The sequence below is a fragment of the Yersinia frederiksenii ATCC 33641 genome (assembly GCF_000754805.1).
In the GTDB taxonomy this organism is placed as follows: domain Bacteria; phylum Pseudomonadota; class Gammaproteobacteria; order Enterobacterales; family Enterobacteriaceae; genus Yersinia; species Yersinia frederiksenii.
The window spans coordinates 919,649-942,960 of record NZ_KN150731.1 but is presented as its reverse complement, the minus strand read 5'-3'; the positions used below and the strand labels follow the sequence as shown (position 1 = coordinate 942,960).

Here is a 23,312-nt window from a genome sequence, read left to right as displayed (position 1 = left end):
GCATTTTTTAGCAAATATTAGAAATGGATCACATCAATTATAAATACACTGGGGTAGCATAGCTCGAGTACAATCAAGAACTAAAAAAGTTTTAAAGCAAGACTAGGAACCACCTCCTTGGCTAGCCCAATCTCCCTTGGGCTGGCCTTTTCTTTTTTATCTCTAATGCATTGATAATAGTTAACTTTTATTAATTTGTTGTTATTAATGATTCTTATTAAGCCATTAACTAATAATAAGAAAAAACTGATACCACGAATTATCCTACTGAAGATAATAATTATCCCAGCCAAATAAATATTCCAGTAAAAATTAAACCCATTTTTATTAAGCCTAACCATCAGTGATATTCCCCATTATTCCTTGAATAATCTGATAGGTAAATTAAACCGGTATGAGTTATTGTTATCCTTATTGCAGAAATGATCTGGAGCAAGTTATGACGTCAATGCCACATACCCTTCTCATTCTCAACGGTAAGGGGTCAGGTAATCTTGATGTTCGCGATGCAGTCAAAAACTTGCGTGAGGAAGGCGTAACTTTTCATGTTCGTGTCACTTGGGAGCAGGGCGATGCTAAACGCTACGTGGAGGAAGCTGCTGCCTTACAGGTTGAGACGGTCATTGCCGGTGGCGGAGATGGCACAATCAATGAAGTGGTTACTGCGCTAATGGCATTGCCTAAGGCTAATCGTCCCAGCTTGGGTATCTTGCCGCTAGGCACCGCCAATGATTTTGCCACCAGCTGTAATATCCCACTGCAAATAGAGAATGCATTGCAATTAGCGGTCAAAGGCCGCAGCGTTGACATCGATTTAGCGCAAGTGAATGGTGAACACTATTTTATCAATATGGCCACCGGTGGTTTTGGTACCCGCATTACCACTGAAACCCCGGACAAGCTCAAAGCAGTGCTCGGCGGTGCCTCTTATTTTATTCATGGTCTGATGCGCATGGATACGATTAAAGCCGATAGTTGTGAAATCCGTGGCCCCAGCTTCGAGTGGTCCGGTGATGCTTTGGTGATAGGGATTGGTAATGGTCGTCAAGCGGGCGGTGGGCAACCTCTCTGCCCCGAGGCGCTGATTAATGATGGCTTGCTGCAATTACGTTTGCTGATTGCTGAGGAATTACTGCCCGCTTTTCTCACCAGCGTGTTTAGTGGTGAGAAAAACAAAAACGTGGTTGAGACCATGTTACCTTGGCTTGAAATCACTGCACCACATGAAATAACCTTCAATCTGGATGGTGAACCACTTTCAGGTAAACATTTCCGCATTGAAGTCATCCCTAATGCTATTCAGTGCCGCCTTCCCCCCAATTGCGAGTTGCTGGGTTAATCTCCATACATGGGCTGCCAATGGTTAGCCCATGATTATCCTCTATTTTATTAGCCACTCCGCTTAGTCTATCCCCGGCTTTATCCCCATACTTACTTGGATTAACATCCTTTCCTTACAAATAAACTTTCATTTCAATTCAATTTTCTTTCATTTATAAACTTCACTTTGAAAGATTTATCTTTCAAAGTGTGATCTATATGCGATAAATAGATCTAAAAAATGATTATGGTAGTGCACATGGCGACAGACAAGATGATGAAGTTCATTCTGATACCTCAGCATTTTGAAACCGCGTTAACAGGCGGTGTCTTAAATTTCCATTCATAGCACACAGTTATAAGTGGATTCATAAAAACAGCCATAACCTCGATTACAGGAGAAAAAGAATGATTGAACTTATAACCCATGGAGCCGAGTGGTTTATCGGACTCTTCCAAAAAGGGGGAGAAGTTTTTGTTGGAATGGTCACCGGGATTTTACCTTTATTAATTAGTTTGTTAGTCATCATGAATGCCCTGATCAAATTTGTCGGTCAGGACAGAATTGAACGACTGGCTCAACGTTGTGCAGGTAATCCTGTTTCTCGTTATCTGTTACTGCCACTGATCGGTACCTTTGTATTCTGTAACCCGATGACATTAAGTCTCGGGCGCTTTATGCCAGAAAAATACAAACCAAGTTATTACGCAGCCGCCTCTTATAGCTGTCACTCAATGAATGGTTTGTTCCCACATATTAACCCTGGTGAATTGTTTGTATTCCTCGGTATAGCCAGTGGTTTAACCACTCTAGGCCTGCCATTAGGTCCGCTGGCGGTGAGCTACTTCTTGGTTGGGTTGGTCACCAACTTCTTCCGCGGCTGGGTGACTGACCTGACGACATCTATCTTCGAACGCAAGATGGGTATCCGTCTGGATCGTACCGTACAACTTTAATAGGTCAGTTAACTTTTAATCTCAGTTAACGACAGACAGTGTGGAGCAGATCATGAGTGAATTTATCCGGATTGAAAAAGGCGAAGGCGGTTGGGGTGGCCCACTCGTATTGCCAATCGTCCCCGGTAAAAAAATTGTTTACATCACTGCCGGTACCCGCCCGGCCATTATTGACCGCATCAGTGAGCTGACTGGCTGGGAAGCGGTGGATGGATTTAAAGAAGGCGAACCACCTGCAGAAGAGATAGCGGTCGCTATCATCGACTGTGGCGGAACCTTACGGTGTGGCCTTTACCCAAAGCGCCGTATTCCGACGGTAAATATCCATTCAACCGGTCAATCTGGACCAATGGCGCAATACATACTGGAAGATATTTATGTCTCCGGTGTACGTGAAAAAAACATTCAGAAAATCAGTGAAACTGACAATGCCACCGCTACCGTTTCAGCCGCAGAACCGGTTGAAACCAAGCCAAAAGCGGCGGAGACAACCTCAGCTAAAGGGGGACGTGATTACGACACCAGCAAGAAAATCACCGAACAAAGTGATGGTTTGCTGGCAAAAGTTGGCATGGGTATGGGGTCTGTCGTGGCCGTTTTCTTCCAGTCAGGTCGCGACACCATTGATACCGTACTGAAAACTATCCTGCCGTTTATGGCCTTCGTGTCAGCATTAATCGGCATCATCATGGCATCCGGTTTGGGTGATTTTATTGCCCACGGCTTAACACCGCTGGCCAGCAGCCCAATAGGATTAGTACTTTTGGCACTGATCTGCTCCTTCCCGCTGTTGTCACCTTTCTTAGGCCCAGGGGCGGTTATTGCGCAAGTTATCGGCGTATTGGTTGGGGTACAAATTGGTTTGGGGAATATCCCACCACAATTAGCCCTACCTGCGTTATTTGCGATTAATGCTCAGGCAGCATGTGACTTTATCCCGGTGGGTCTGTCTCTGGCTGAAGCGAAGCAAGATACCGTACGTGTGGGTGTCCCATCCGTATTGGTAGGCCGCTTCTTAACAGGTGCGCCAACAGTATTGATTGCCTGGGCGGCATCAGCGTTTATTTATCAGTAAGACTTACAACATCGGCAAGACTATAAAAAAGATTTTCTGTAATACATTCAACGGTTAAGGATGTACGTATGAATATTATTTATCAGACAACCATTATCAATATCGGTGACAGCGCCCGCGAGGCGCTGTTGGATGACATGCTCATCACCTTCCGCGAAGGGGCACCAAAAGATATTGAAGAGTTCTGTTTTATCCACCAGCACAGCACAACCGATGGAGAATTACAGGCAGGCAATATTATGGAACTGGCACAACAGCGTTATGTCATCACCGCGGTAGGTGAAGTTGCCACCCAGAATCTGCGTGAACTGGGCCACGTCACTATCCGTTTTAATGGTGATGAGCAACCTGAGTTTCCCGGTTCCATTCATGTCATTGGTCCAACACCCAGTGACATTCCTGTCGGCAGTTCATTGAAATTTATTCGCTAATTTATTTATTAATTTATACCCAAAGTCATTGAAGTTGCAGCAAATAGTTCCGGATCACTGACTCGCACCAGTGATTTGGAACTCACACCGCTGAGCGTCAATGACCAAGGGTACTGGAGGTGTATATGACACAAGTAGCAGTAGTTATCGGCGGTGGACAAACTCTGGGCGCATTTTTGTGCCACGGTCTGGCCGAATCAGGTTATAAAGTGGCAGTTGCTGACTTAAATTCAGATAACGCGCAGTTAGTCGCCGATCAGATTAATGCAGAGTATGGCGCTGGCAGCGCACAAGGTTTTCAGGTTGATGCCACCAATGAAAACAGCGTGCAGATGCTGGCAAAAGCCGTCGACCAGAGCTTCCAGCAAACCAATTTATTGGTTTACAGCGCGGGTATCGCCAAAGCCGCCCCGATTACAGACTTCCCTCTGGATGATTTCGACCGTTCACTACAGGTGAATCTGGTGGGCTATTTCTTATGCGCCCGTGAATTCTCCCGTTTAATGATTCGTGATGGTATTGCTGGTCGCATCATCCAAATCAATTCTAAATCAGGTAAAGTGGGCAGCAAACACAACTCCGGTTACAGTGCAGCGAAGTTTGGTGGTGTCGGTCTGACACAATCATTGGCTCTGGATTTGGCGGATTACGGTATCACCGTGCATTCGCTGATGCTAGGCAATCTGTTAAAATCGCCGATGTTCCAGTCACTTTTACCGCAATACGCAGCTAAATTGGGCATTAAGCCAGAAGAAGTTGAAAAGTATTATACCGATAAAGTGCCACTAAAACGGGGTTGTGATTACCAAGATGTATTAAACACCCTGCTGTTCTATGCCAGTGATAAAGCGGCCTACTGTACCGGCCAATCAATTAATATCACCGGTGGGCAAGTGATGTTTTAAAGCGAATATAACGTTATTGACTCAAAACCCTTGGCGTTACAGCAGAGCAGCAAACACCGCTGTAGCGCCAAGGGCACAGAGTAAAAGGGGCAAAACATGACACCAACATCCGCACTAATTACCGTTGTTATTATTGCCTGGGTACTGCAAATTTTGCTCGGCTGGTGGCAAATTAATCGGTTTAATCGCGCTTTTGATCGATTATGCCAGCACAGTAAATCAGTCGGCGTTGGCCGTTCTGGTGGCCGGTTTAAACCCAGAGTGGTAATGGCACTGGCTTTTGATGAAAATATGCGCGTCAGCGACAGCATGATTATGCGGGGAATCAGCGTTTTTGCTCGTCCACGTACATTAGTGCACCTTCACGGGTTACATCAGCAGGATTTAATCCCGGATGTGATCTTCCCTACGGATACAGCATGTCAAACTGCACTATCATTAGCGATTAAACCGAAATCATGATATTTTCACAATGAAAGTTATTCTTTTTCATGTGAAAGTTATGCCTGAAAAAGAGGCAATGGAAATACTTGAGCAGGAATCGTTATGAAACCAAAGCAGCGACAAGTCGCTATCCTGGAATATCTCCAGCAACACGGTAAAACGGCCGTCGATCAACTCGCCGCCCATTTTTCGACTACCGGCACCACTATCCGCAAAGATTTAACCAGCCTTGAACATGAAGGGGCAGTCATTCGTACCTACGGAGGGGTAGTATTAAATCGCGATGATGTAGAGCAACCCATTGATCGTAAAACACATATTAATACTGAAAAGAAAAAACAGATCGCCAAAGCTGCCAGTAAATTAATTAAAGACGGTGATAGTTTGGTTTTTGATGCGGGCAGTACAGTGCTGCAAATGGTGCCACACCTAACCAAATTCAACAATATTACGGTGATGACTAATAGCCTGCATATCGTTAATGAATTGGTCGAGTTGGATAACGATCAGACCATTTTGATGCCAGGTGGTACTTACCGTAAAGGCTCCGCCTCTTTTCATGGTAGTCTGGCAGAGTCTGCTTTTGATAAATTTAGTTTTGATAAACTGTTTATCGGCGCGGATGGTGTAGATCTTAATGCCGGTGTCACCACGTTTAACGAAGTTTATCATGTCAGTACTGCAATGTGTCACGCCGCCAGTCGCATCATCCTGCTCGTTGACTCTTCCAAATTTGGCCGTAAAAGCCCGAATGTAGTTTGTGCGCTAAGTGTTGTTGATACCCTGATTACAGATAAAGGTATTAGCGACGAGTATTTGCAAGAACTGCAGAAAATGGGCATTAACATCATTCTGGTTGATAAAGATGACTAATCCACTGCTTACCTATGCCCGTGAAACCCTGGAAATTGAACTGACCGAAGCTCAGCGCTTGTTATCACGTTTAGATGATAATTTTGTCCGGGCCTGTGAATTATTATTGGCCTGTACCGGCAAAGCGGTGGTTTCCGGTATCGGCAAATCTGGTCATATTGGCAAAAAAATCGCAGCTTCACTGGCCAGCACTGGCACCCCTGCCTTTTTCGTTCATCCTGCTGAAGCATTACACGGCGATTTGGGCATGATAGGCCCACAAGACGTGCTGATTTTTATCTCTTATTCAGGCCGAGCTAAAGAACTGGATTTAATTTTACCTTTGTTGGCCGAAAATCAAATTCCGGTGATTGCCATTACCGGGGGTAAAGAGTCGCCACTCGCGCTCGGTGCTGCCTGCGTGCTGGACATTAGTGTTGAACACGAAGCTTGCCCAATGGGGTTAGCGCCAACATCCAGCGCAGTCAATACCCTGATGATGGGGGATGCGCTGGCAATGGCCTTAATGCGCCATCGCGGCTTCAATGCCGAAGATTTTGCCCGCTCACACCCCGGTGGCAGTTTGGGTGCGCGGTTACTTAACCGAGTTCATCATTTAATGAGAACCGGTGACCGCTTACCAGTGGTTAATGAATCTGACAGTGTGATGGAAGCCATGCTAGAACTAAGCCGCACCGGATTAGGGCTGGTGGCGGTTTGCGATCCGAAGCAACGAGTGGTGGGAGTTTTCACCGACGGTGATTTGCGCCGCTGGTTAGTCAAAGGCGGGACTTTACAACAACCGCTCACCGGCGCGATTACCCGGCCGGGCTACCGGTTACCCGAACAATGGCGTGCTGGCGAAGCGCTGGAAGCATTGCACCAACATCATATTAGTGCCGCCCCGGTGGTCAATCTGGAAGGGAAGTTGGTCGGAGCTATCAATCTGCATGACCTGCATCAGGCCGGAGTGGGCTGATCCTATTCGCAACCTCAATGACCGGAGCATAATAATGATAGTTAATTATCATGCTCCGTATTAACTAATGCCAGTTAGGATCTTGCTGTAGCTGCTGTTTCAACATGGCCTGCACCTTCTCATCAGGGCGGCCCAGCCACTGATAGGTTGCAAACTGGCTCGGGTTATCCAGAGCTTGCGGCTTGTCATCCACAGAGACTCGCATCCCCCATGCCTGCCAGGTTTGTTTTTTATCCTGACTAAATGCAACCCACATAAAGTTATTGCTGCAATCATGGGGTTTACAGATGCGCCCCACTTTATACTGCAGCCCTTCCCAATTGATGACCTCATAAGGTGCGGACGTCCCTACGCCTTTGCGCGCCCATGCTGGCAGGTTCTTCTGGCTCTTCACCATTTTTTGCCAACTATTTTTATAAACAGGCTGTTGCAGAAGGTCGGCGGTGGTAGGAAGAGGTTTAGCCGGCGCGGTCTGAACAGGTGCTGATGCCACTGAGGTCGCCGACTGTGCCATAGCCCAGGGGCTGGCACTGAGTATTGCTGCAGCAACAAGACAATGGAGGGTTTGATGACCTTTCATTATCGAAAATCCTTATTATCTGATTAATCTACTCGCCGGGCCTTGAACTAGCCTCTGTGCAATGAATTTGCAGGCGTGATATTAGTTTGCATGTCTAGGACCGCTAACTGTAGAAAAAGTTGATCCATAGCACGAATTTTCATCCTAATTCTCGTTATACCGCAATCTGTATGACAGCTTGATGTAAGCTATAAACCAGATATCAATGAGTCGATGAGTATCTCGGCTATAAACTCCCGATAAAGGCCATACCATGTTAACCCTTGAGTTACCCGAAGCCCCCGAGAAGCTGTATTACTCTGCCGAGGATGCCCATCCGCTGGACAAACTTGAGAGCGACAAAATTGTCCAAATGGTGATTGACCTGGATGTCGCCAACTCTGACAGTGAACACTATGTCACTGGCTGGATGGGACTAAATAGTGTGGTCGTGGTGCGGAATTATCAGAATAAACGCGGAACGGCGAATGGTTTTGTGGTCAACATGGGTGATCGCTATCGGCTGAGCATTCAATCGATTGAATTTCGTATTCCCAAAATGGTGCTGTGGATGAGTTTTCGCCGCAAACCGCGCACTATGGAGTTAATCACTTACGAAACGCTGGGCGACCAACCCAGTGGTATGCAGCAATATCGCAATATTCTTGAGGAAGAATTGCGCCATCAGTTGGATAACGATTGGCGCGAATTGAATGACTATCTGGGTGCCGCCTGCTGGCAGTTAGAAAACAATGCTCCACTGTGGCAGCAAGCACATCAAGAAATCACCACCGAGGCCATTAACCAACTCGCCGCCGCACATATTTTCAAGACTAAACATTTACAAGCTGATGGGGATTACGCCGGTTTTTGGGCCGGAGATTACTTTTTTGCCATTAGGCAGCCAACAGCAGAAAACCCACTATCCGCGGTACAAATTTCCTGGCGGGAAGATGAAAAAGATATTGGCAGCTATCAGTTCGACCTCATAAAGGACGAAGCTGGCGAGCCGAAACTCTCACTGCGCATTCGCCCACGTAAAGGCGCAGACAGTTATCTGCTTAACCGGTTTGATGCTCATCATCTGCAACGTGCCATTGCCATGTTTACGATGACACAGCGCTACTTGCTGGCACAAAAACCGGAGTAGCACTCATCCAATACTCAGTCATTGTCGTTGTAGGCAGGCCGCCCCGCTGAGCTGACATCAGCCAGTGATTCGGCGCATAAGCGCCGCTAACACCGCAACCGTGTCAAGGGCGCAGGATATATCCAAAATCATTGGCATTGCGGCAAGGCAGCAAGCGAATAAGTCCCGCTGAGCTGACATCAGTCAGTGATTCGGGCGCATCAGCGCCGCTAACACCGCAGCAGTGCCAAGGATGAAAGATATTACCACCATTGATGAAAATGATGCACCGGCCCAATCCCCTGCCCAACCTCAAGGGTATCGGCTTGTTCCAGTGCCCCTTGTAGGTAATGTTTGGCGGCATTCACGGTATCGGCCCAATCAGCGTGCCGTGGGCGCAATGCTGCTAGTGCTGCCGATAAGGTACAACCGGTGCCGTGGGTATGCCGGGTGGCAACCCGACGAGTCACAAAACGCTGTTCACGTTTGGGGGTAAACAGCCAGTCTGGGCTCTCTTCACCACTCAAATGCCCCCCTTTCATTAGCACCCCCTGACAGCCTAACGCCAACAGTGCTCGCCCTTGTTCACACATTTCTTGCTCATTATGTGCTGGCTGACAACCCAGTAGTGCCGCTGCTTCCGGTAAATTGGGGGTAATTAAGGCAACCTGAGGTAGCAGCAACTGGCGCACGGCGTCAACCGCCTCTGGAGCCAGCAGTGGATCACCGCTTTTGGCGACCATCACGGTATCTAGTACCACAAATGGAATGGGGTAGCGGCGCAACTGCGTGGCAACAATCTCCACAATATCGGCATTAGCCAGCATGCCTATTTTGGCACTATCAATGCGCACATCACTGAGAACAGAATCTAATTGAGCCGCAACAAACGCCGGTTCGATGGGATAGACCGACTGAACACCGCGGGTATTTTGCGCGACCAACGCGGTGATAACACTGGTGCCGTAAGCTTGTAATGCTGAAAAGGTTTTCAGATCGGCCTGAATACCCGCGCCACCACTTGGGTCAGTTCCAGCAATGGTGAGTGCATTTATGCGCATCATGAACACATCCCCACTGAGATATCAGTAGGTAAGATGGCCAATGGCACGATGTGAGTGGTCACAACTGAAGAAAAAACGGCAGGTTGAACGTACATATTCCTCCTAACCGGCGGTTAAGAAGACGGTACCCTTCGATACCGAGACTTCCCTACGCTGGCATAATCCAGATCAGGTAATACGGGTAATATCTCAGCCATGCCACTGTTTGTGGCAGGCACCCCGAGTCAGAATTGTTATTATCACGGGCAAGTGATAGAAGATCAATCCTCTATTAACCATCTCAATGATCCATTTCACTGACGTAGGTAAACCACAGCATGAGTATCAAGGTTCGTCCGTATCAAGAGAGTGACCGCCCATTTCTACGCACCCTCTATTTGGCAGCACGTCGAGCAACTTTTAGCTGGCTGGATGGGGAGCGTTTTCATCTGGAAGATTTTGACCGATCCACTATTGGGGAGACCATCTTGGTCGCCATCGACGGTGATGAACACCTCGGTTTTGCCTCCCTATTTATGGAAGAGAGTTTCCTGCATAACCTGTTCGTTGATCCGAAAATGCAGCATCGTGGGGCGGGCAAGGCATTATTGCAGGCAGCCCAACAGCTATTTACCACTCATGGCTCCTTAAAATGTTTAGCAAAAAACCAGCAGGCGCTGGCTTTTTATCAAAAAAACGGCTGGCTGCCGATTGCTACCGGTAGAAGCAATGACGGTGATTATATTTTAATGCATTGGCATAATGAAAAGATTAAATAACTTTACATCTGTATAGAATAAAACCCAGATAAAAACCTGAATAGTAAATTTGAATTCATTCAATACAATAGACTTGTGATTCAGTCAATTTAAAAAGGATTATTTATGGGCCCTATATCAAATGCACCGAGTTTTGCAATAACGGACATCTCTCAACTGAATAATATATCATCAGAAAAACACAACAAAAGTGAAATATTAGAAAACAGAAAGCATGCAATAGACCATATTATAAATTCAATAAGCCACGCCTTGAGCCCCCAATTTGAACCAGGAGACACTGTTGGGAGGTTAGATGATAAAAAAGTAATCCAGCTTAATTCGATTGAATTGGAAAATGGTGAGAAACAATATTACGTCAAGGCTAACATGGAAAAATCACAAATTCACAACCTCATGAATAATAGCTCAAAACCATGGAAAATAAGCGATTTAGATACAGATTCCAGTCAAATAGATAAGGTGGTTTTTATTTTTGGCCCAGATATTTCCTATGACACCATTCTCTCGAGCAGAAGACTTTTTACCTATGACACCCGAGTAGAAAATGAAGTCCACTATATATCCTGTGGTGGCGGAGTGTGTTTTGATTTAGGTAAAGAAAGACTTAGCTCTGATATAATCAATAATAAAGCGCATTTACTAAACAACATAATATTAGACCCCGAAAAGAAATCAAACCTGATTATGCAGTTACAAAACTGTACATCCAACAATCTAAATTGCTCTAATGAACAGGCCGTGAAAATTTGTGAAAAGTTCCCTAACTTTTTTCACAGCACGGCTATAATAACAAAAGCAATGCAGGTGAATGCTCATAAACTGGCGAACGAACTTCAAAAGAACCATTAAAGAAAACTAAAAAGGGAGCCTCAGCTCCCTTATGTCTGTTATAAATGATGAGCGAAATTACTCTCCGCGCAATGTTTTGACATCATCAGCTTTTATATTCAATGCCGGTTGGCCAAACTGTTGCAGTAGGTAATGACTCAAACTGACCACCTGTTCATCCGTCAAAGTGTTGGCAAAACCGGGCATAAATACCTCGCCATCATTAGTTTTACGCGACACACCGTGGAGAATCACATTAATCAAGTTATTAGGTGCCGACGCCCCAACTACCGAGTTCTTCATCAGTGAAGGATAGTAACCATCCTGCACACCACCGCCGGTAAAACCATGGCAAGAGGCGCAGTTACCCAAATATAGGCGCGCGCCGTCAGTGTTGTTATCTGCCGTGAACGGCATACCACGTAACGTATTAACGCTGGTTGCTGGCTGCCCCCAATCGGAACGACTCTGAGTTTCATCATCCGGATTCAAAGGCTTCAAGCTGCGCAAATAAACCGCCATAGCATTTAGATCGCTATCTGTTAAGTGGCGAGTACTATTCTCGATCACTTCCGCCATTGGCCCAGCGGCCTGAGCTTTGCCATCAACATGACCGCTACGCAGATATTGCACCATCTGCTCCTGGCTCCAGCCACCAATTCCGGCATGTGGGTCTGAGGTAATATTGAATGCTGTCCAACCATCAATCTCAGTACCTGCATAAGCTTTACTGTCTTTCATACCCATGGTGATATTTCGTGGTGTATGGCATTCACCACAGTGCCCTAGCGCCTCAACAAAATAAGCGCCCTGATTCCATTGTGCATCTTTACTGCTATCAGGTTCAAAGCGCTGCCCATCAAAGTTCACTAAATTCCAGAACCACAATCCCCAGCGCTGATTGAATGGGAACGGCATATCATTTTCGCGATTTGGTTGATGCACTGCAGGCAAGCTAAACAGATAAGCCTTAATCGCTTTGACGTCATCATCCTGTAGCAAGGTATAAGAGGTATAAGGGAATGCCGGGTAGAGATTTTCACCGTTTTTCCCTTTCCCTTCATGTAAGGCGCGCAAAAACTCCTCATCGCTCCAACGACCAATTCCGGTTTCTTTATCCGGTGTAATATTGGGTGAATACAGCGTCCCCATCGGGGTTTTAAATGCCAAACCACCGGCAAAAGGTTTGCCATCTTTAGTGGTGTGACAAGCCACGCAGTCAGCAGCTTTGGTCAGATACTCTCCACGCGCAATCAAGTTAGCGTCAGCGCTGGCATGTCCGCTGGCGGCGCATCCTAATGCAAGCAGCAGCGATTTTACTGAGTGACCCAGGGTTAGTTTTTTCATCTTACACCTCGGCCTTTAATGTTTCAGCAATGCGCAAAGAGAGCGCGGCAATCGTCAAGGTACAGTTCACTGAACCCACAGTTGGCATCACACTGCTGCTGGCGATAAACAAATTTTTATGGTCATGGGTGCGGCAATCACTGTCTACCACCGAATCTTTCGGGTCATTACCCATGATTGTGGTGCCGGTGATGTGATTATTGTTGGCGAAATTATTGTGGAACTGAACTTCAGTCCCCCCCATCAACCTTGCCGCCTCAGCATAAACTTGCTGGGTATGCACCGCACTTTTGCGGACATAATCATCCATCGCATAGTAAAATTCAGGTTTGGGAATACCGATGGCATCTTTCTCTGTTGCACTGGGGATAATGCGATTCTCTACATGCGGCAGGATCTCGTGGAAGCTGTCGAACTGCACAAACCGCGCCGCACGATCCCGAATTTTAGCGTCAAGTTGTGGCCCGAGCGGCAAATCCCCCTGAGAAAGTAACTCGATAGTGACTTGATCAGTACGCGACAAGTTAGACAAATGGATCTTTTTTGCCGCATATTCTGATCGAAATGCCCCATCACGAAATCCAATTAAAGAGGTCATTTCCTGCGGGCCACGCCCCGGCCATAGTGGTTCACTGGCCATAAAGGTGACACCGGTACCTGGGTGATCCATCAGATTACGCCCAACCATATCCGAGCTATTCCCCACGCCCCGTGGGTTTTTATCACTGGTGGACATCAGCATCAGTTTTGGAATCTCAATGCCATTGGCCGCTAACACAAAATACTGGCCTTCGGCACGATGTTCATTACCTTGCGCATCCTTAAACAATGCGGCAGTAATGTGCTGTTGATCATTCACTTCCAGTTTATAGACCACGGCTTGCGGACGGACGATAGCGCCAGCACGCTCAGCTTTTTCGACATGAGTGATACCGCTGTACATGGCACCTATCGGGCAAATTGGCATGCAATTATTATTGCCGCAGCAGGTCGGGCGACCATCGTAGGGGCGGCTGTTACGAGCCACGGGTTCGGTTACAACATTAAAATCACTACCATTAAAACTGTGGCTGTTTAATACGGTTTTGATGCGCTGCTCATTCCAGGATAACGGCAGCGGGGCCATAGGATAAGGTTCGCTGCGCGGTGAGCCCAAATCTTCATCACTCGGCCCCCAGACACCTAACTCCTGTTCTGCGCGGAAATACCACTTTTCCAGTGCGGCATATTCAATCGGCCAGTCGCGGCCCACGCCATACACGGTTTTCAGCTTGAAATCGTTCGGCAAAAAACGCCATGCCGATGCGGCCCAATGCCAGGTGGTGCCACCAACCGCACGGATATACTGCACATCGTACGGATGCTCGCCCTTTTGAATCAAATAGTTATTATTAGGGTTAGATTCGGGATGAGGTGCATAAGATGTTGAAGGGTAAGCTGCCATGTTGTCTGACTTATCAGGCTGGTTGCGGAAATTTTCCACGATTTCCCAGCGTGAAAGACGCGGTCCGGCTTCTAAAACCAAAACAGACTTCCCTGCCATCGCTAATTGATGTGCTACCAATCCACCCGCGACGCCCGAGCCAATAACGACGACATCTGCCTTAAGTGTGTCAGCCATAAATAGATTCTCCAAAATTATAAGGCGACATCAGGCTTTGCAGCCCAGTATCCAGGTTTATTCGGGCAATAAGAGCGAATAACCAACACATCGGATACCGCATCAAACATCAACGCATTTTCATAGCTGATTACTGCGGCGTCAGCCCCTGTACCAATCACACCAACATACCAACCTTGTAAGATATGGCGGGCAATTTGCTGCTCCAGAGGTGACCACTGGAGAGGTTCACCAGCGGGCAAAGGCTGCAATAAAGCCAACTTCTGGTCGAAACCACCGATTTTGCCAAGCAAAACCTGATAGATACGCTGACCAACTTGTGCATTGAGCTGACGTTTTCCGGTCAGTGCTCGGGAGACCAACATGAATCGTTCTAAATTCTGTGGTGAGGTTTGGGTTGATGCCGCGAAAGCATCTAAAGAGAGAGGGTTCATCAGGCTAGTGACTAGCCCGACACCGACATACCCCAGTAAACGGCGGCGTGAAATACCGCGCACCTGAGGTATCGGAGAGAGAGTTACCGACATGTTTTTCTCCACAAAAGAGCACGCAAGCAGTATTCATCCGTTATATATCGGGACATGCAGCTAAGGGGCATGGCGTTAACAGATGCGGGTTACTGCGAGCTAAACTACCGTGCGATTTATGCCGCGGCAGTAGCAATCTTGACTAATAGTGAATGGACTTCCCGCCTTGTTGGCGATGTGAATTATAAAATTAAGATGTTAAACATTTAGTTGAGTTGTAAAGATTCGTCAAGGTTATACCGCATCAATAGGAGGGTAAAGCTAGAATGTGATTTGTGTCACATTTTGTAACTATAACGTCTAGTTATTCCCCCACTCGATTAATACATCAACACGATTAAGGAGATATGCAACTTGATGCCAAACCTTGCTGTAATCGCGTGAGTGATACGTGTGCAAGAATTCCACTAACAAATCTTTGAGTTGCTGTAACGCGGCTTTGTCGGCAAGTGGGTTTGTATTGTCGGCAAAAAGGTCTTTCAGGGTCTCGACTTTTTGCAGAAAAGACGCCGATTCATCTTTTGTATGTAATTTATTCACTATTTGCGGCAACAGCCAGGGGATATAGAAACGTCGGAGATTAGTATTCAAGAGATTATAATCAGTTGAAGACCAAGAGGTATTCTGCCCACCACAGTAAGTGCCACTATTAGCAGTTGTAGTGCTGAGTTCACAAACGCCCTTCTCCATATCAAGTATATGCATCAATGCTTCATTATTAATAAATATCGCATCTTGCGACTTTCGCTCATTAAAATTAATCGCCTGACCAATATATTCACCGGGTTTCGGCCCAGTCAATACACTACGGAAATTCATTTTTTGCGGATTATCATTGATGTAGAAATGTAAAACCTTATTTTCACTCCCATTAACTAAATAGTATAAATCCTGATCAGCCATAAAATACCATCGGTGAGTATACATATTATATACAACACCATTTTCACAACGATACTCAATTGAGTTATCACTGTAACCACTACGATTATAGGTAAAAGCGAGAGGTGAGTACTGTGTCGCCCCTTGATTTAGCGATGAAAGACAAGATGCTTCAGTGATTTTCTCCTCCTCATTAGATTTATTATAAGCAATTAAATATTGAGTTTCGACATTATAGTAAATATTTTTCCCTATCTTATCCCCGCCCCTGTAAATATTAATATCATCTGGCTCTCCCAAATGATGAACAATAATCTCACGCTGACCAACTTCATCTATAGATTCAAATGTTTCTTTATATTGAAGAAAAGGTCGTACAGTAAATAATCCTAGCCTTTTAATATATTCCTCATCAAACCATATTACATTCCTATTAACTTCAACTGTTGGCTGAGAAGATTGTCTTCCACGACCCGGCAGATGATTAACAGCATTAGGTTTAATATTCAAAGTAACATAAAATCCTTCATCATCCAGCGATAATGCCGTCCCTGTCCCTTGATTCACAAAGACGACTTTCTCTTCTATCTTCTCGGTAAGCCAGCGTTGCCCTGGGTTACCAAAATCACAATAGGTGAAAGCGACATCCGCACTTAAGGCATCTTGTCTTAGATCTGCTGGATGTAAGCAATAGATATTTCTATCAAACCCTTGTCCTGTAAATGCTGTCATAATCTGCCCAGCATGACTATAAAATATAGACGAACTCTGGCCATCTGCATCTGTAGGTTGGTTTTCTCGACCCAGGATAATACTGTATCCACGGCTACGATAATAATTATAGCCAAGGTGTTTTTCTGAAAATAAATTAGAATTGTAACTGAACACTATCCGTTTATTGTCCGGGTATAATTTTTTGGGTAATACTCGATAAGAACTGATGTCTGATATCAGACCATACGCTCTCAAATCAGTAGTGTTGGTATTTTTATAAAGTGATGCAGACTTACCCGTAAATGAAAAATCGCTAAAGATATCAACCTGCATATTAAAGGGGATTTTAATAGAGGATATATTATTATTCCACTGACTAAATAACCATTCATCCTCCGTGTAATGGGGGACACAAAACTTCTTAGCGTCACCTTTCTCAGTATAATTATCGCCAGAATAAAAACAGACATTATCATCGTAAAAATGATCGGATATTGTATTGAATGAAATAAAAGTCAATAGATAAAATATATTACTCACCTTATTGTAGATATTCATGCCTCACCTTTAAATAAGAAGTCAGCAGAAACATGCTATTTTTGCATGAGCCGATACATAATGAGTTGCACTTTTATATTCACACACAAAAAATCTAGTTAATAGAACAATCCACTCAAAATGAATTCATTTTTTATTCTGATGAAGATATAAAACAAAAAAGCCCCCGAAATATCGGAGGCTTCACTAAACTCATGGAGCAGTATCTTATCGGGGAGAGAAGATATTTATTCCCACTCAATGGTCGCTGGTGGCTTACCACTGATATCGTAAACGACACGGGAAATACCATTTACTTCATTGATGATGCGGTTTGAAACGCGACCAAGGAAGTCGTATGGCAGATGCGCCCAATGTGCCGTCATAAAATCGATAGTTTCAACAGCACGCAGTGACACAACCCAATCGTATTTTCGGCCATCGCCCATCACGCCAACAGAACGAACTGGCAGGAAGACAGTAAAGGCCTGGCTAACTTTGTTGTACAGATCCGCTTTATGCAGCTCTTCAATAAAGATGGCATCAGCGCGACGCAGCAAATCACAATACTCTTTCTTCACTTCGCCCAGTACACGGACACCTAAACCTGGGCCAGGGAATGGGTGGCGGTACAGCATGTCGTACGGCAGGCCCAGTTCAAGACCAATTTTACGGACTTCATCTTTAAACAGCTCTTTCAGCGGCTCTACCAAGCCAAGTTTCATCTCTTTCGGCAAGCCCCCCACATTGTGGTGAGATTTGATAACATGGGCTTTACCGGTAGCAGATGCGGCAGATTCAATCACGTCTGGATAGATGGTGCCTTGCGCCAACCATTTCACTTGCTCTTGTTTGCACGCTTCTTCGTCGAACAGCTCCACAAACACACGACCAATGATTTTACGTTTTGCTTCTGGCTCATCAACCCCCGCCAGCGCAGCAAGGAAACGATCTTCTGCTGCAACATGGACAATATTCAGGCCGAATTTATCACCGAACATTTCCAGCACCTGATCGGCTTCATTCAGACGCAACAGACCGTTATCAACAAACACGCAAGTCAGGCGTTTACCAATGGCGCGGTGCAACAACATTGCCGTCACGGATGAGTCAACACCGCCGGACAGGCCAAGAATGACATGGTCGTCACCAATTTGTTCACGCAGACGAACAATGGCATCTTCAATAATAGTCGCAGGTGTCCACAAAGCTTCGCAAGCACAGATATCCAGAACAAAACGTTCCAGCAGACGTTGGCCCTGCTTAGTATGAGTCACTTCCGGGTGGAACTGTACACCGTAAAAACGCTTTTCTTCGTTGGCCATAATGGCAAACGGGCAAGTATCTGTACTGGCTACAGTGACAAAATCAGATGGGATCGCCGTGACTTTGTCGCCGTGACTCATCCAGACATCCAAGACAGCTTCACCAGCTGGATTAATAGCATCTTTGATATCACGAATCAGTGCGCAATCAGTTTTAATTTCAACCTGTGCATAGCCAAATTCACGGTGATTTGAGCCTTCTACTTTACCGCCCAGTTGGATTGCCATGGTCTGCATGCCGTAACACACACCCAACACAGGTACACCCGCAGTGAAGACATAATCTGGCGCACGTGGGCTATCGTGTTCTGTGGTGCTTTCAGGACTGCCAGAAAGAATGATACCGCTTGGATTAAATTCACGGATCTGGGCTTCGGTCACGTCCCAAGCCCATAGTTCACAATAGACACCGATCTCACGAACACGGCGCGCGATTAACTGAGTGTATTGCGAACCGAAATCAAGAATAAGGATGCGATGTTTATGGATGTTTTTTGTCATGTGCAACATATTCCAAAAAATCCCCTTCTTACTTGACGTTACAGCGGTGTTAGCGGCTCTCACTCACCCGAATCACTTACTTATTGTAAGCTCATCGGGATTCATTCGTTTGCTGCCTTGCTGTAACGCCAATTAATCGGGCATTGATATTAAAATAAAAAAACCGTCACCCGCCTTATAGCACAGGCGACTCTAAAAATAATCAGTACTTAACCCATGCGATAGTTTGGTGACTCTTTGGTAATAGTCACATCATGCACATGGCTTTCTTGAATGCCTGCACCACTGATGCGAACAAACTCAGCTTTGGTGCGTAATTCATTAATTGTGCCACAACCGGTCAGACCCATGCATGAACGCAGGCCCCCCATTTGCTGATGCACAATCTCTTTCAACAGACCTTTGTATGCCACACGCCCTTCAATACCTTCTGGTACCAATTTGTCGGCAGCATTGTCGGTCTGGAAATAGCGGTCTGAAGAGCCTTTGGACATCGCACCCAAAGAACCCATACCGCGGTAAGATTTGAATGAACGGCCCTGATAAAGCTCGATTTCACCCGGAGACTCTTCCGTACCCGCCAGCATAGAACCGACCATCACACAAGAAGCACCTGCAGCAATGGCTTTAGCGATATCACCAGAGAAACGAATACCGCCATCGGCAATCACCGGAATACCGGTGCCTTCCAGCGCTTCAACCGCATCAGCAATCGCGGTGATCTGTGGAACACCGACACCGGTAACGATACGAGTAGTACAGATTGAGCCAGGGCCGATACCCACTTTAACTGCGCTTACACCCGCATCAGCCAGAGCTTTAGCCCCAGCTCCGGTGGCGACATTACCGCCAACAATTTGCAGATTAGGATATTTAGCACGAGTTTCACGGATACGCTGCAGAACGCCTTCAGAGTGGCCATGAGATGAGTCGATCAGCAAAACATCAACGCCAGCGGCTACCAGAGCGTCGATACGCTCTTCATTACCTGCACCGGCACCGACAGCAGCACCAACACGCAAGCGGCCATGCTCGTCTTTACAAGCATTAGGCTTACGTTCTGCTTTTTGGAAGTCTTTTACGGTGATCATGCCGCGCAGATGGAAGCTGTCATCAACAACCAACGCTTTTTCGACACGTTTTTCATGCATTTTTTGCAGGACAACTTCGCGGGCTTCGCCTTCCTTGACTGTTACCAAGCGCTCTTTCGGTGTCATCACCGCAGTCACGGGTTGGTCCAAATCAGTAACAAAGCGAACATCACGGCCAGTAATGATTCCGACCAGTTCGTAATCTTCGGTCACTACCGGATAACCGGCGAAACCGTTACGAGCAGTCAGTTCTTTAACCTGACGAAGCGTTGTCGTTGGCGTCACAGTTTGTGGTTCGGTAACAACACCACTTTCGTGTTTTTTCACCCGACTGACTTCTTCAGCCTGGCGTTCGATGGACATATTTTTGTGAATGAACCCTAAACCGCCCTCTTGTGCCAGCGCAATGGCCAGACGAGCTTCGGTTACGGTATCCATTGCTGCGGACAGCATAGGGATATTCAGGCGGATAGTTGCAGTCAGTTGGGTACCAAGTTCTGCCGTATTAGGCAAGACTGTGGAGTGGGCTGGAACCAGGAGAACGTCGTCAAATGTTAAAGCTTCTTTCGCGATACGTAGCATGGGCAATATCTCACCAAGGTGAATGTAAAAAGATAAAATATTGCCGTGGCATTATACAGAGCGTAATCGGTTGCCTCCAGCACTTTCTCATTATTTTTCTTGCCAAGCAGTTTGAGGCAGGTAATATCGATCAATTAAGTGCTTGTTTAAAAACTTGATCCAGGTCACATGTCACAATCTTCTGCGTCATTAATTTTTACTGTTAGCCGCCTTAATCAGACGGTTCGGCAGCTGTTGGAAATGGAAATGGGCCAAATTTGGCTCACCGCCGAGATATCCAATTTCTCTCAGCCCTCTTCTGGTCACTGGTATTTCACCTTAAAAGATGACCGGGCTCAGGTGCGCTGCGCGATGTTTCGCAACACTAATCGTCGGACAACGTTTCGCCCACAAAATGGCCAGCAAGTGTTGGTCAGGGCATCTATCACCTTGTATGAACCGCGCGGTGATTACCAGTTAATTGCAGAAAGCATGCAACCTGCCGGTGACGGATTATTGCAACAGCAGTTTGAACAGCTCAAGCAACAATTAGCCGTCGAAGGACTATTTGACCAAAGTCATAAACAATCCCTGCCTAGCCCAGCCAAACAGGTCGGGGTGATTACCTCATCCAGCGGTGCTGCACTCCACGATGTTTTGCAAGTTTTACAACGTCGGGATCCATCACTGCCGGTTATTATTTACCCGACAGCCGTACAGGGCGCTGATGCCCCTTTGCAGATTGTTCGTGCCATCCAATTGGCTAATCTGCGCGCAGAATGTGATGTGTTGATTGTTGGCCGTGGTGGCGGTTCGTTAGAGGACTTATGGAGCTTTAATGATGAGCGGGTCGCCCGCGCTATCTTTAACAGCCACATTCCTATCGTCAGTGCCGTCGGCCATGAAACCGATGTCACTATTGCTGATTTTGTCGCCGATTTACGTGCACCAACCCCTTCAGCCGCCGCTGAATTGGTCAGCCGCAACCAAATTGAGTTGGTCAGGCAGATTCAAGGGCAGCAGCAACGAATGGAAATGGCGATGGATTACTATCTGGCGCAACGCAGCCAGCAATTCACCCGCCTTGAGCATCGGCTTCAACAGCAACACCCTCATTTGCGTCTGGCTCGTCAACAAACCCTATTATTAAAATTGCAACGCCGACTGGAAGAGAGCGCGCAGGCCCAGATTCGGCTATTAAGCCGACGTACCGAGCGGCTCCAACAGCGTTTGGTTCAGGTTCAACCGCAAGGGCAGATTCACCGCTACAATCAGCGAGTGCAACAACAAGAATATCGGTTGCGCCAGGCACTAGAGCGCCAGTTAAATGGTTATCGCCAACGCTTTGGTATTGCCTGCTCACAATTGGAAGCCGTCAGTCCGCTAGCCACACTGGCTCGTGGCTACAGTGTCACGCAGACTCCCGAAGGCACGTTACTCAAGACTACCCAGCAGGTGCATACCGGCGATAAACTCACCACCAGATTGCAAGATGGTTGGGTGGAAAGTGAAATCACCCAGATTAACGTGGCAAAGAAAAATGTGACCAAGAAGCCGCGCCAGCGTAAAGCCGCGGAGTAGCACTAGGCCAGCACGATTTTTGCCAGCCAACCCAACAGCCCAGCCGGCCTGTCAGACCGTCGGCAGATAACTAAAGTGAACACGGCTTTTCGAAATCAGCCCGTGACCATGCTGGCAAAAATAATCCACCGCACCACAAGCTTTCAAGACTTGCAGTGGTTTGCCACAGTCCGGGCAATCTACCTGCTGTTGATAGTTGCCATAGCAGTGAGAGCAATGAAAGTGATCGCTTACTTGCACCATTACCTGCTGACAAACCGGACATAACGCATCCATAATTTCTCTCCTGAAGGTTCGGCAAAACTTACATCACGTTCAATGAACGTAGGAAGTAAATTCCCAATGCCGTGGTGAAAAATGAACCGACGGTGGTGATAGCAATAATATTCGCAGCCAGTACCGCATTGCCCCCCATCGCCCGAGTCATCACATAGCTACCCGCCGCGGTTGGTGTGGCGGAGAATAGGAAAATAATCCCTAGGGTTGCACCACGGAACCCCATCAGTAAACCACCCAAGGTCATTAAGATAGGCACCACGAATAGTTTTGCTGTTGATGATAATGCCGCCACATTAGAAGAGCGGAACATAGCATGCCAATCAAGACTCGCCCCGGTGCAGAGCAATGCCAGTGGAAGTGCCAAGGCTGAAATATAACTACCAGTTTGTGCAATCACTTGGGGAATAGGTAAGTAGGTTCGGGCATAAGCCACGCCACATAGTAGACCAATAATCAGTGGGTTAGTGACAATACTACGTAACAGCGCCAACTTGCTGATTTTCCCACCCTGCCCGGTTTGCAGACTGCGGGTCAGTGTTATCACCGACAACATATTGAACAATAGCACCGTGACCGTTAGGTACATCGACCCCAGAGCCACCCCTTCATCGCCATAGGCGGTCATAGCGAAGGCCAGCCCCATAATCGCAGTGTTAGCCCTAAAACCACCCTGCACGAACACGCCGCGCTCTCGGGGATCTTTTACCAGCCATTTAGCCGCCAACTCAAGCAAGATAAAGGTGACTAAGGTGCCAACCGCCCCGTAGATAGCCAACGGCAAATTATCCATCAGGTTGACGTGATTGGTGGCAACACTGAAAAATAGCAGGCAGGGAAGCGCCAGATTAAAAACTAACTTGGTCGCACCATCACAAAAGCGGTCATCCATCAGACCAAAGCGCCGTAGCAGCACACCGAGTAACATCATCAATAAGCTGGGCACAGTGACACTAAACGCAAAACTCCAGGTTTCCCAAGACATAGCTGACGTTCAACTCCCTTTGGTTAGCTTTATGCTGGCGGCTAAAAATGCAAAAAGCGC

22 protein-coding genes and 1 riboswitch are annotated in these 23,312 nt (G+C 46.7%); of the genes, 12 read left to right on the top strand and 10 right to left on the bottom strand.

The genetic code is table 11. The features are described 5' to 3' along the window. Positions 1-448 precede the first annotated feature (448 nt). The 8 genes from yegS to gutQ all read left to right on the top strand — a co-directional run bounded on the left by yegS (position 449) and on the right by gutQ (position 6,963). Complete coding sequence (gene yegS / locus DJ58_RS17415) at positions 449-1,339, top strand: lipid kinase YegS (RefSeq protein WP_080544615.1); 891 nt, start codon at positions 449-451, stop codon at positions 1,337-1,339. A 389-nt stretch (positions 1,340-1,728) separates the two neighbouring features. Beyond that, complete coding sequence (gene srlA / locus DJ58_RS17420; protein ID WP_032910718.1) at positions 1,729-2,277, top strand: PTS glucitol/sorbitol transporter subunit IIC; 549 nt, start codon at positions 1,729-1,731, stop codon at positions 2,275-2,277. A gap of 52 nt (positions 2,278-2,329) precedes the next feature. After that, entirely contained in the window at positions 2,330-3,352 is a 1,023-nt protein-coding gene (gene srlE / locus DJ58_RS17425; RefSeq protein ID WP_032910719.1) for a PTS glucitol/sorbitol transporter subunit IIB, read from the top strand. Between the two features lie 68 nt (positions 3,353-3,420). After that, complete coding sequence (srlB, locus tag DJ58_RS17430; protein ID WP_004707837.1) at positions 3,421-3,783, top strand: PTS glucitol/sorbitol transporter subunit IIA; 363 nt, start codon at positions 3,421-3,423, stop codon at positions 3,781-3,783. 125 nt (positions 3,784-3,908) lie between these two features. Next, positions 3,909-4,688 carry a sorbitol-6-phosphate dehydrogenase gene (srlD, locus tag DJ58_RS17435; RefSeq protein WP_004707839.1) on the top strand — a complete coding sequence of 260 codons (780 nt, stop codon included), beginning with the start codon at positions 3,909-3,911 and terminating at the stop codon, positions 4,686-4,688. A 96-nt stretch (positions 4,689-4,784) separates the two neighbouring features. Continuing rightward, positions 4,785-5,150 (top strand): transcriptional regulator GutM, encoded by a 366-nt coding sequence (gene gutM / locus DJ58_RS17440; protein WP_004707842.1) that lies wholly within the window; start codon positions 4,785-4,787, stop codon positions 5,148-5,150. Positions 5,151-5,234: 84 nt separating this feature from the next. After that, positions 5,235-6,005: a glucitol operon DNA-binding transcriptional repressor SrlR gene (gene srlR / locus DJ58_RS17445; protein ID WP_004707844.1), complete on the top strand. Its 771-nt coding sequence runs from the start codon at positions 5,235-5,237 to the stop codon at positions 6,003-6,005. Beyond that, positions 5,998-6,963: an arabinose-5-phosphate isomerase GutQ gene (gutQ, locus tag DJ58_RS17450; protein ID WP_032910720.1), complete on the top strand. Its 966-nt coding sequence runs from the start codon at positions 5,998-6,000 to the stop codon at positions 6,961-6,963. Before srlR ends, gutQ begins: the two co-directional genes overlap by 8 nt. Positions 6,964-7,027: 64 nt before the next feature. Here the strand turns inward: gutQ and DJ58_RS17455 are convergent, their stop codons facing one another. After that, a complete protein-coding gene (locus tag DJ58_RS17455) occupies positions 7,028-7,543 on the bottom strand; it encodes an inhibitor of vertebrate lysozyme family protein (RefSeq protein WP_004707848.1) in 516 nt (171 codons plus the stop codon). Positions 7,544-7,796: 253 nt separating this feature from the next. Here DJ58_RS17455 and DJ58_RS17460 point away from each other — a divergent pair, with 253 nt between their 5' ends. Beyond that, positions 7,797-8,672: a hypothetical protein gene (locus DJ58_RS17460; protein WP_004707850.1), complete on the top strand. Its 876-nt coding sequence runs from the start codon at positions 7,797-7,799 to the stop codon at positions 8,670-8,672. A gap of 242 nt (positions 8,673-8,914) precedes the next feature. On the opposite strand, the gene thiD is transcribed toward DJ58_RS17460, so the two are convergent. Continuing rightward, complete coding sequence (gene thiD / locus DJ58_RS17465) at positions 8,915-9,715, bottom strand: bifunctional hydroxymethylpyrimidine kinase/phosphomethylpyrimidine kinase (RefSeq protein WP_004707853.1); 801 nt, start codon at positions 9,713-9,715, stop codon at positions 8,915-8,917. A gap of 128 nt (positions 9,716-9,843) precedes the next feature. After that, positions 9,844-9,947, bottom strand: a riboswitch (TPP riboswitch). 85 nt (positions 9,948-10,032) lie between these two features. Here thiD and DJ58_RS17470 point away from each other — a divergent pair. Next, positions 10,033-10,473 (top strand): GNAT family N-acetyltransferase, encoded by a 441-nt coding sequence (locus DJ58_RS17470; protein ID WP_004707855.1) that lies wholly within the window; start codon positions 10,033-10,035, stop codon positions 10,471-10,473. Positions 10,474-10,578: 105 nt separating this feature from the next. Next, positions 10,579-11,325, top strand: coding sequence for a hypothetical protein (locus tag DJ58_RS17475; protein ID WP_004707857.1), 747 nt, complete (start codon positions 10,579-10,581; stop codon positions 11,323-11,325). A 57-nt stretch (positions 11,326-11,382) separates the two neighbouring features. Here the strand turns inward: DJ58_RS17475 and DJ58_RS17480 are convergent, their stop codons facing one another. The 6 genes from DJ58_RS17480 to guaB all read right to left on the bottom strand — a co-directional run bounded on the left by DJ58_RS17480 (position 11,383) and on the right by guaB (position 20,431). Further along, positions 11,383-12,651 (bottom strand): cytochrome c, encoded by a 1,269-nt coding sequence (locus DJ58_RS17480; RefSeq protein ID WP_004707859.1) that lies wholly within the window; start codon positions 12,649-12,651, stop codon positions 11,383-11,385. Position 12,652: 1 nt separating this feature from the next. After that, positions 12,653-14,272 carry a GMC family oxidoreductase gene (locus DJ58_RS17485; protein ID WP_004707861.1) on the bottom strand — a complete coding sequence of 540 codons (1,620 nt, stop codon included), beginning with the start codon at positions 14,270-14,272 and terminating at the stop codon, positions 12,653-12,655. Positions 14,273-14,289: 17 nt separating this feature from the next. After that, positions 14,290-14,799: a sugar dehydrogenase complex small subunit gene (locus DJ58_RS17490; protein WP_032910721.1), complete on the bottom strand. Its 510-nt coding sequence runs from the start codon at positions 14,797-14,799 to the stop codon at positions 14,290-14,292. Positions 14,800-15,099: 300 nt separating this feature from the next. Next, positions 15,100-16,953 carry a hypothetical protein gene (locus DJ58_RS17495; protein WP_004707865.1) on the bottom strand — a complete coding sequence of 618 codons (1,854 nt, stop codon included), beginning with the start codon at positions 16,951-16,953 and terminating at the stop codon, positions 15,100-15,102. Between the two features lie 227 nt (positions 16,954-17,180). Then, positions 17,181-18,758: a glutamine-hydrolyzing GMP synthase gene (guaA, locus tag DJ58_RS17500; RefSeq protein WP_032910753.1), complete on the bottom strand. Its 1,578-nt coding sequence runs from the start codon at positions 18,756-18,758 to the stop codon at positions 17,181-17,183. A gap of 209 nt (positions 18,759-18,967) precedes the next feature. Continuing rightward, complete coding sequence (gene guaB / locus DJ58_RS17505) at positions 18,968-20,431, bottom strand: IMP dehydrogenase (RefSeq protein ID WP_005172545.1); 1,464 nt, start codon at positions 20,429-20,431, stop codon at positions 18,968-18,970. Positions 20,432-20,599: 168 nt separating this feature from the next. Here guaB and xseA point away from each other — a divergent pair, with 168 nt between their 5' ends. After that, the gene (gene xseA / locus DJ58_RS17510) at positions 20,600-21,991 is read left to right on the top strand and encodes an exodeoxyribonuclease VII large subunit (protein ID WP_004707869.1); all 1,392 of its coding nucleotides are present in this window, start codon (positions 20,600-20,602) and stop codon (positions 21,989-21,991) included. Between the two features lie 51 nt (positions 21,992-22,042). On the opposite strand, the gene DJ58_RS17515 is transcribed toward xseA, so the two are convergent. Together DJ58_RS17515 and DJ58_RS17520 are read right to left on the bottom strand one after the other, a co-directional pair. Further along, a complete protein-coding gene (locus tag DJ58_RS17515) occupies positions 22,043-22,267 on the bottom strand; it encodes a zinc ribbon domain-containing protein (protein WP_004707871.1) in 225 nt (74 codons plus the stop codon). A gap of 28 nt (positions 22,268-22,295) precedes the next feature. Further along, positions 22,296-23,252: an AEC family transporter gene (locus DJ58_RS17520; RefSeq protein WP_004707873.1), complete on the bottom strand. Its 957-nt coding sequence runs from the start codon at positions 23,250-23,252 to the stop codon at positions 22,296-22,298. Positions 23,253-23,312 lie beyond the last annotated feature (60 nt).

Excerpts from the sequence above, each read along its gene's own strand:
- DJ58_RS17495 (WP_004707865.1), bottom strand. The coding sequence starts at position 16,953 with ATGAATATCTACAATAAGGTGAGTAATATATTTTATCTATTGACTTTT.
- DJ58_RS17455 (WP_004707848.1), bottom strand. The coding sequence starts at position 7,543 with ATGAAAGGTCATCAAACCCTCCATTGTCTTGTTGCTGCAGCAATACTC.
- xseA (WP_004707869.1), top strand. The coding sequence starts at position 20,600 with ATGTCACAATCTTCTGCGTCATTAATTTTTACTGTTAGCCGCCTTAAT.
- DJ58_RS17520 (WP_004707873.1), bottom strand. The coding sequence starts at position 23,252 with ATGTCTTGGGAAACCTGGAGTTTTGCGTTTAGTGTCACTGTGCCCAGC.
- srlB (WP_004707837.1), top strand. The coding sequence starts at position 3,421 with ATGAATATTATTTATCAGACAACCATTATCAATATCGGTGACAGCGCC.
- DJ58_RS17490 (WP_032910721.1), bottom strand. The coding sequence starts at position 14,799 with ATGTCGGTAACTCTCTCTCCGATACCTCAGGTGCGCGGTATTTCACGC.
- srlE (WP_032910719.1), top strand. The coding sequence starts at position 2,330 with ATGAGTGAATTTATCCGGATTGAAAAAGGCGAAGGCGGTTGGGGTGGC.
- DJ58_RS17470 (WP_004707855.1), top strand. The coding sequence starts at position 10,033 with ATGAGTATCAAGGTTCGTCCGTATCAAGAGAGTGACCGCCCATTTCTA.
- DJ58_RS17480 (WP_004707859.1), bottom strand. The coding sequence starts at position 12,651 with ATGAAAAAACTAACCCTGGGTCACTCAGTAAAATCGCTGCTGCTTGCA.
- yegS (WP_080544615.1), top strand. The coding sequence starts at position 449 with ATGCCACATACCCTTCTCATTCTCAACGGTAAGGGGTCAGGTAATCTT.
- DJ58_RS17485 (WP_004707861.1), bottom strand. The coding sequence starts at position 14,272 with ATGGCTGACACACTTAAGGCAGATGTCGTCGTTATTGGCTCGGGCGTC.
- gutM (WP_004707842.1), top strand. The coding sequence starts at position 4,785 with ATGACACCAACATCCGCACTAATTACCGTTGTTATTATTGCCTGGGTA.
- DJ58_RS17475 (WP_004707857.1), top strand. The coding sequence starts at position 10,579 with ATGGGCCCTATATCAAATGCACCGAGTTTTGCAATAACGGACATCTCT.
- srlR (WP_004707844.1), top strand. The coding sequence starts at position 5,235 with ATGAAACCAAAGCAGCGACAAGTCGCTATCCTGGAATATCTCCAGCAA.
- srlA (WP_032910718.1), top strand. The coding sequence starts at position 1,729 with ATGATTGAACTTATAACCCATGGAGCCGAGTGGTTTATCGGACTCTTC.
- DJ58_RS17460 (WP_004707850.1), top strand. The coding sequence starts at position 7,797 with ATGTTAACCCTTGAGTTACCCGAAGCCCCCGAGAAGCTGTATTACTCT.
- guaA (WP_032910753.1), bottom strand. The coding sequence starts at position 18,758 with ATGACAAAAAACATCCATAAACATCGCATCCTTATTCTTGATTTCGGT.
- guaB (WP_005172545.1), bottom strand. The coding sequence starts at position 20,431 with ATGCTACGTATCGCGAAAGAAGCTTTAACATTTGACGACGTTCTCCTG.
- srlD (WP_004707839.1), top strand. The coding sequence starts at position 3,909 with ATGACACAAGTAGCAGTAGTTATCGGCGGTGGACAAACTCTGGGCGCA.
- thiD (WP_004707853.1), bottom strand. The coding sequence starts at position 9,715 with ATGATGCGCATAAATGCACTCACCATTGCTGGAACTGACCCAAGTGGT.
- gutQ (WP_032910720.1), top strand. The coding sequence starts at position 5,998 with ATGACTAATCCACTGCTTACCTATGCCCGTGAAACCCTGGAAATTGAA.
- DJ58_RS17515 (WP_004707871.1), bottom strand. The coding sequence starts at position 22,267 with ATGGATGCGTTATGTCCGGTTTGTCAGCAGGTAATGGTGCAAGTAAGC.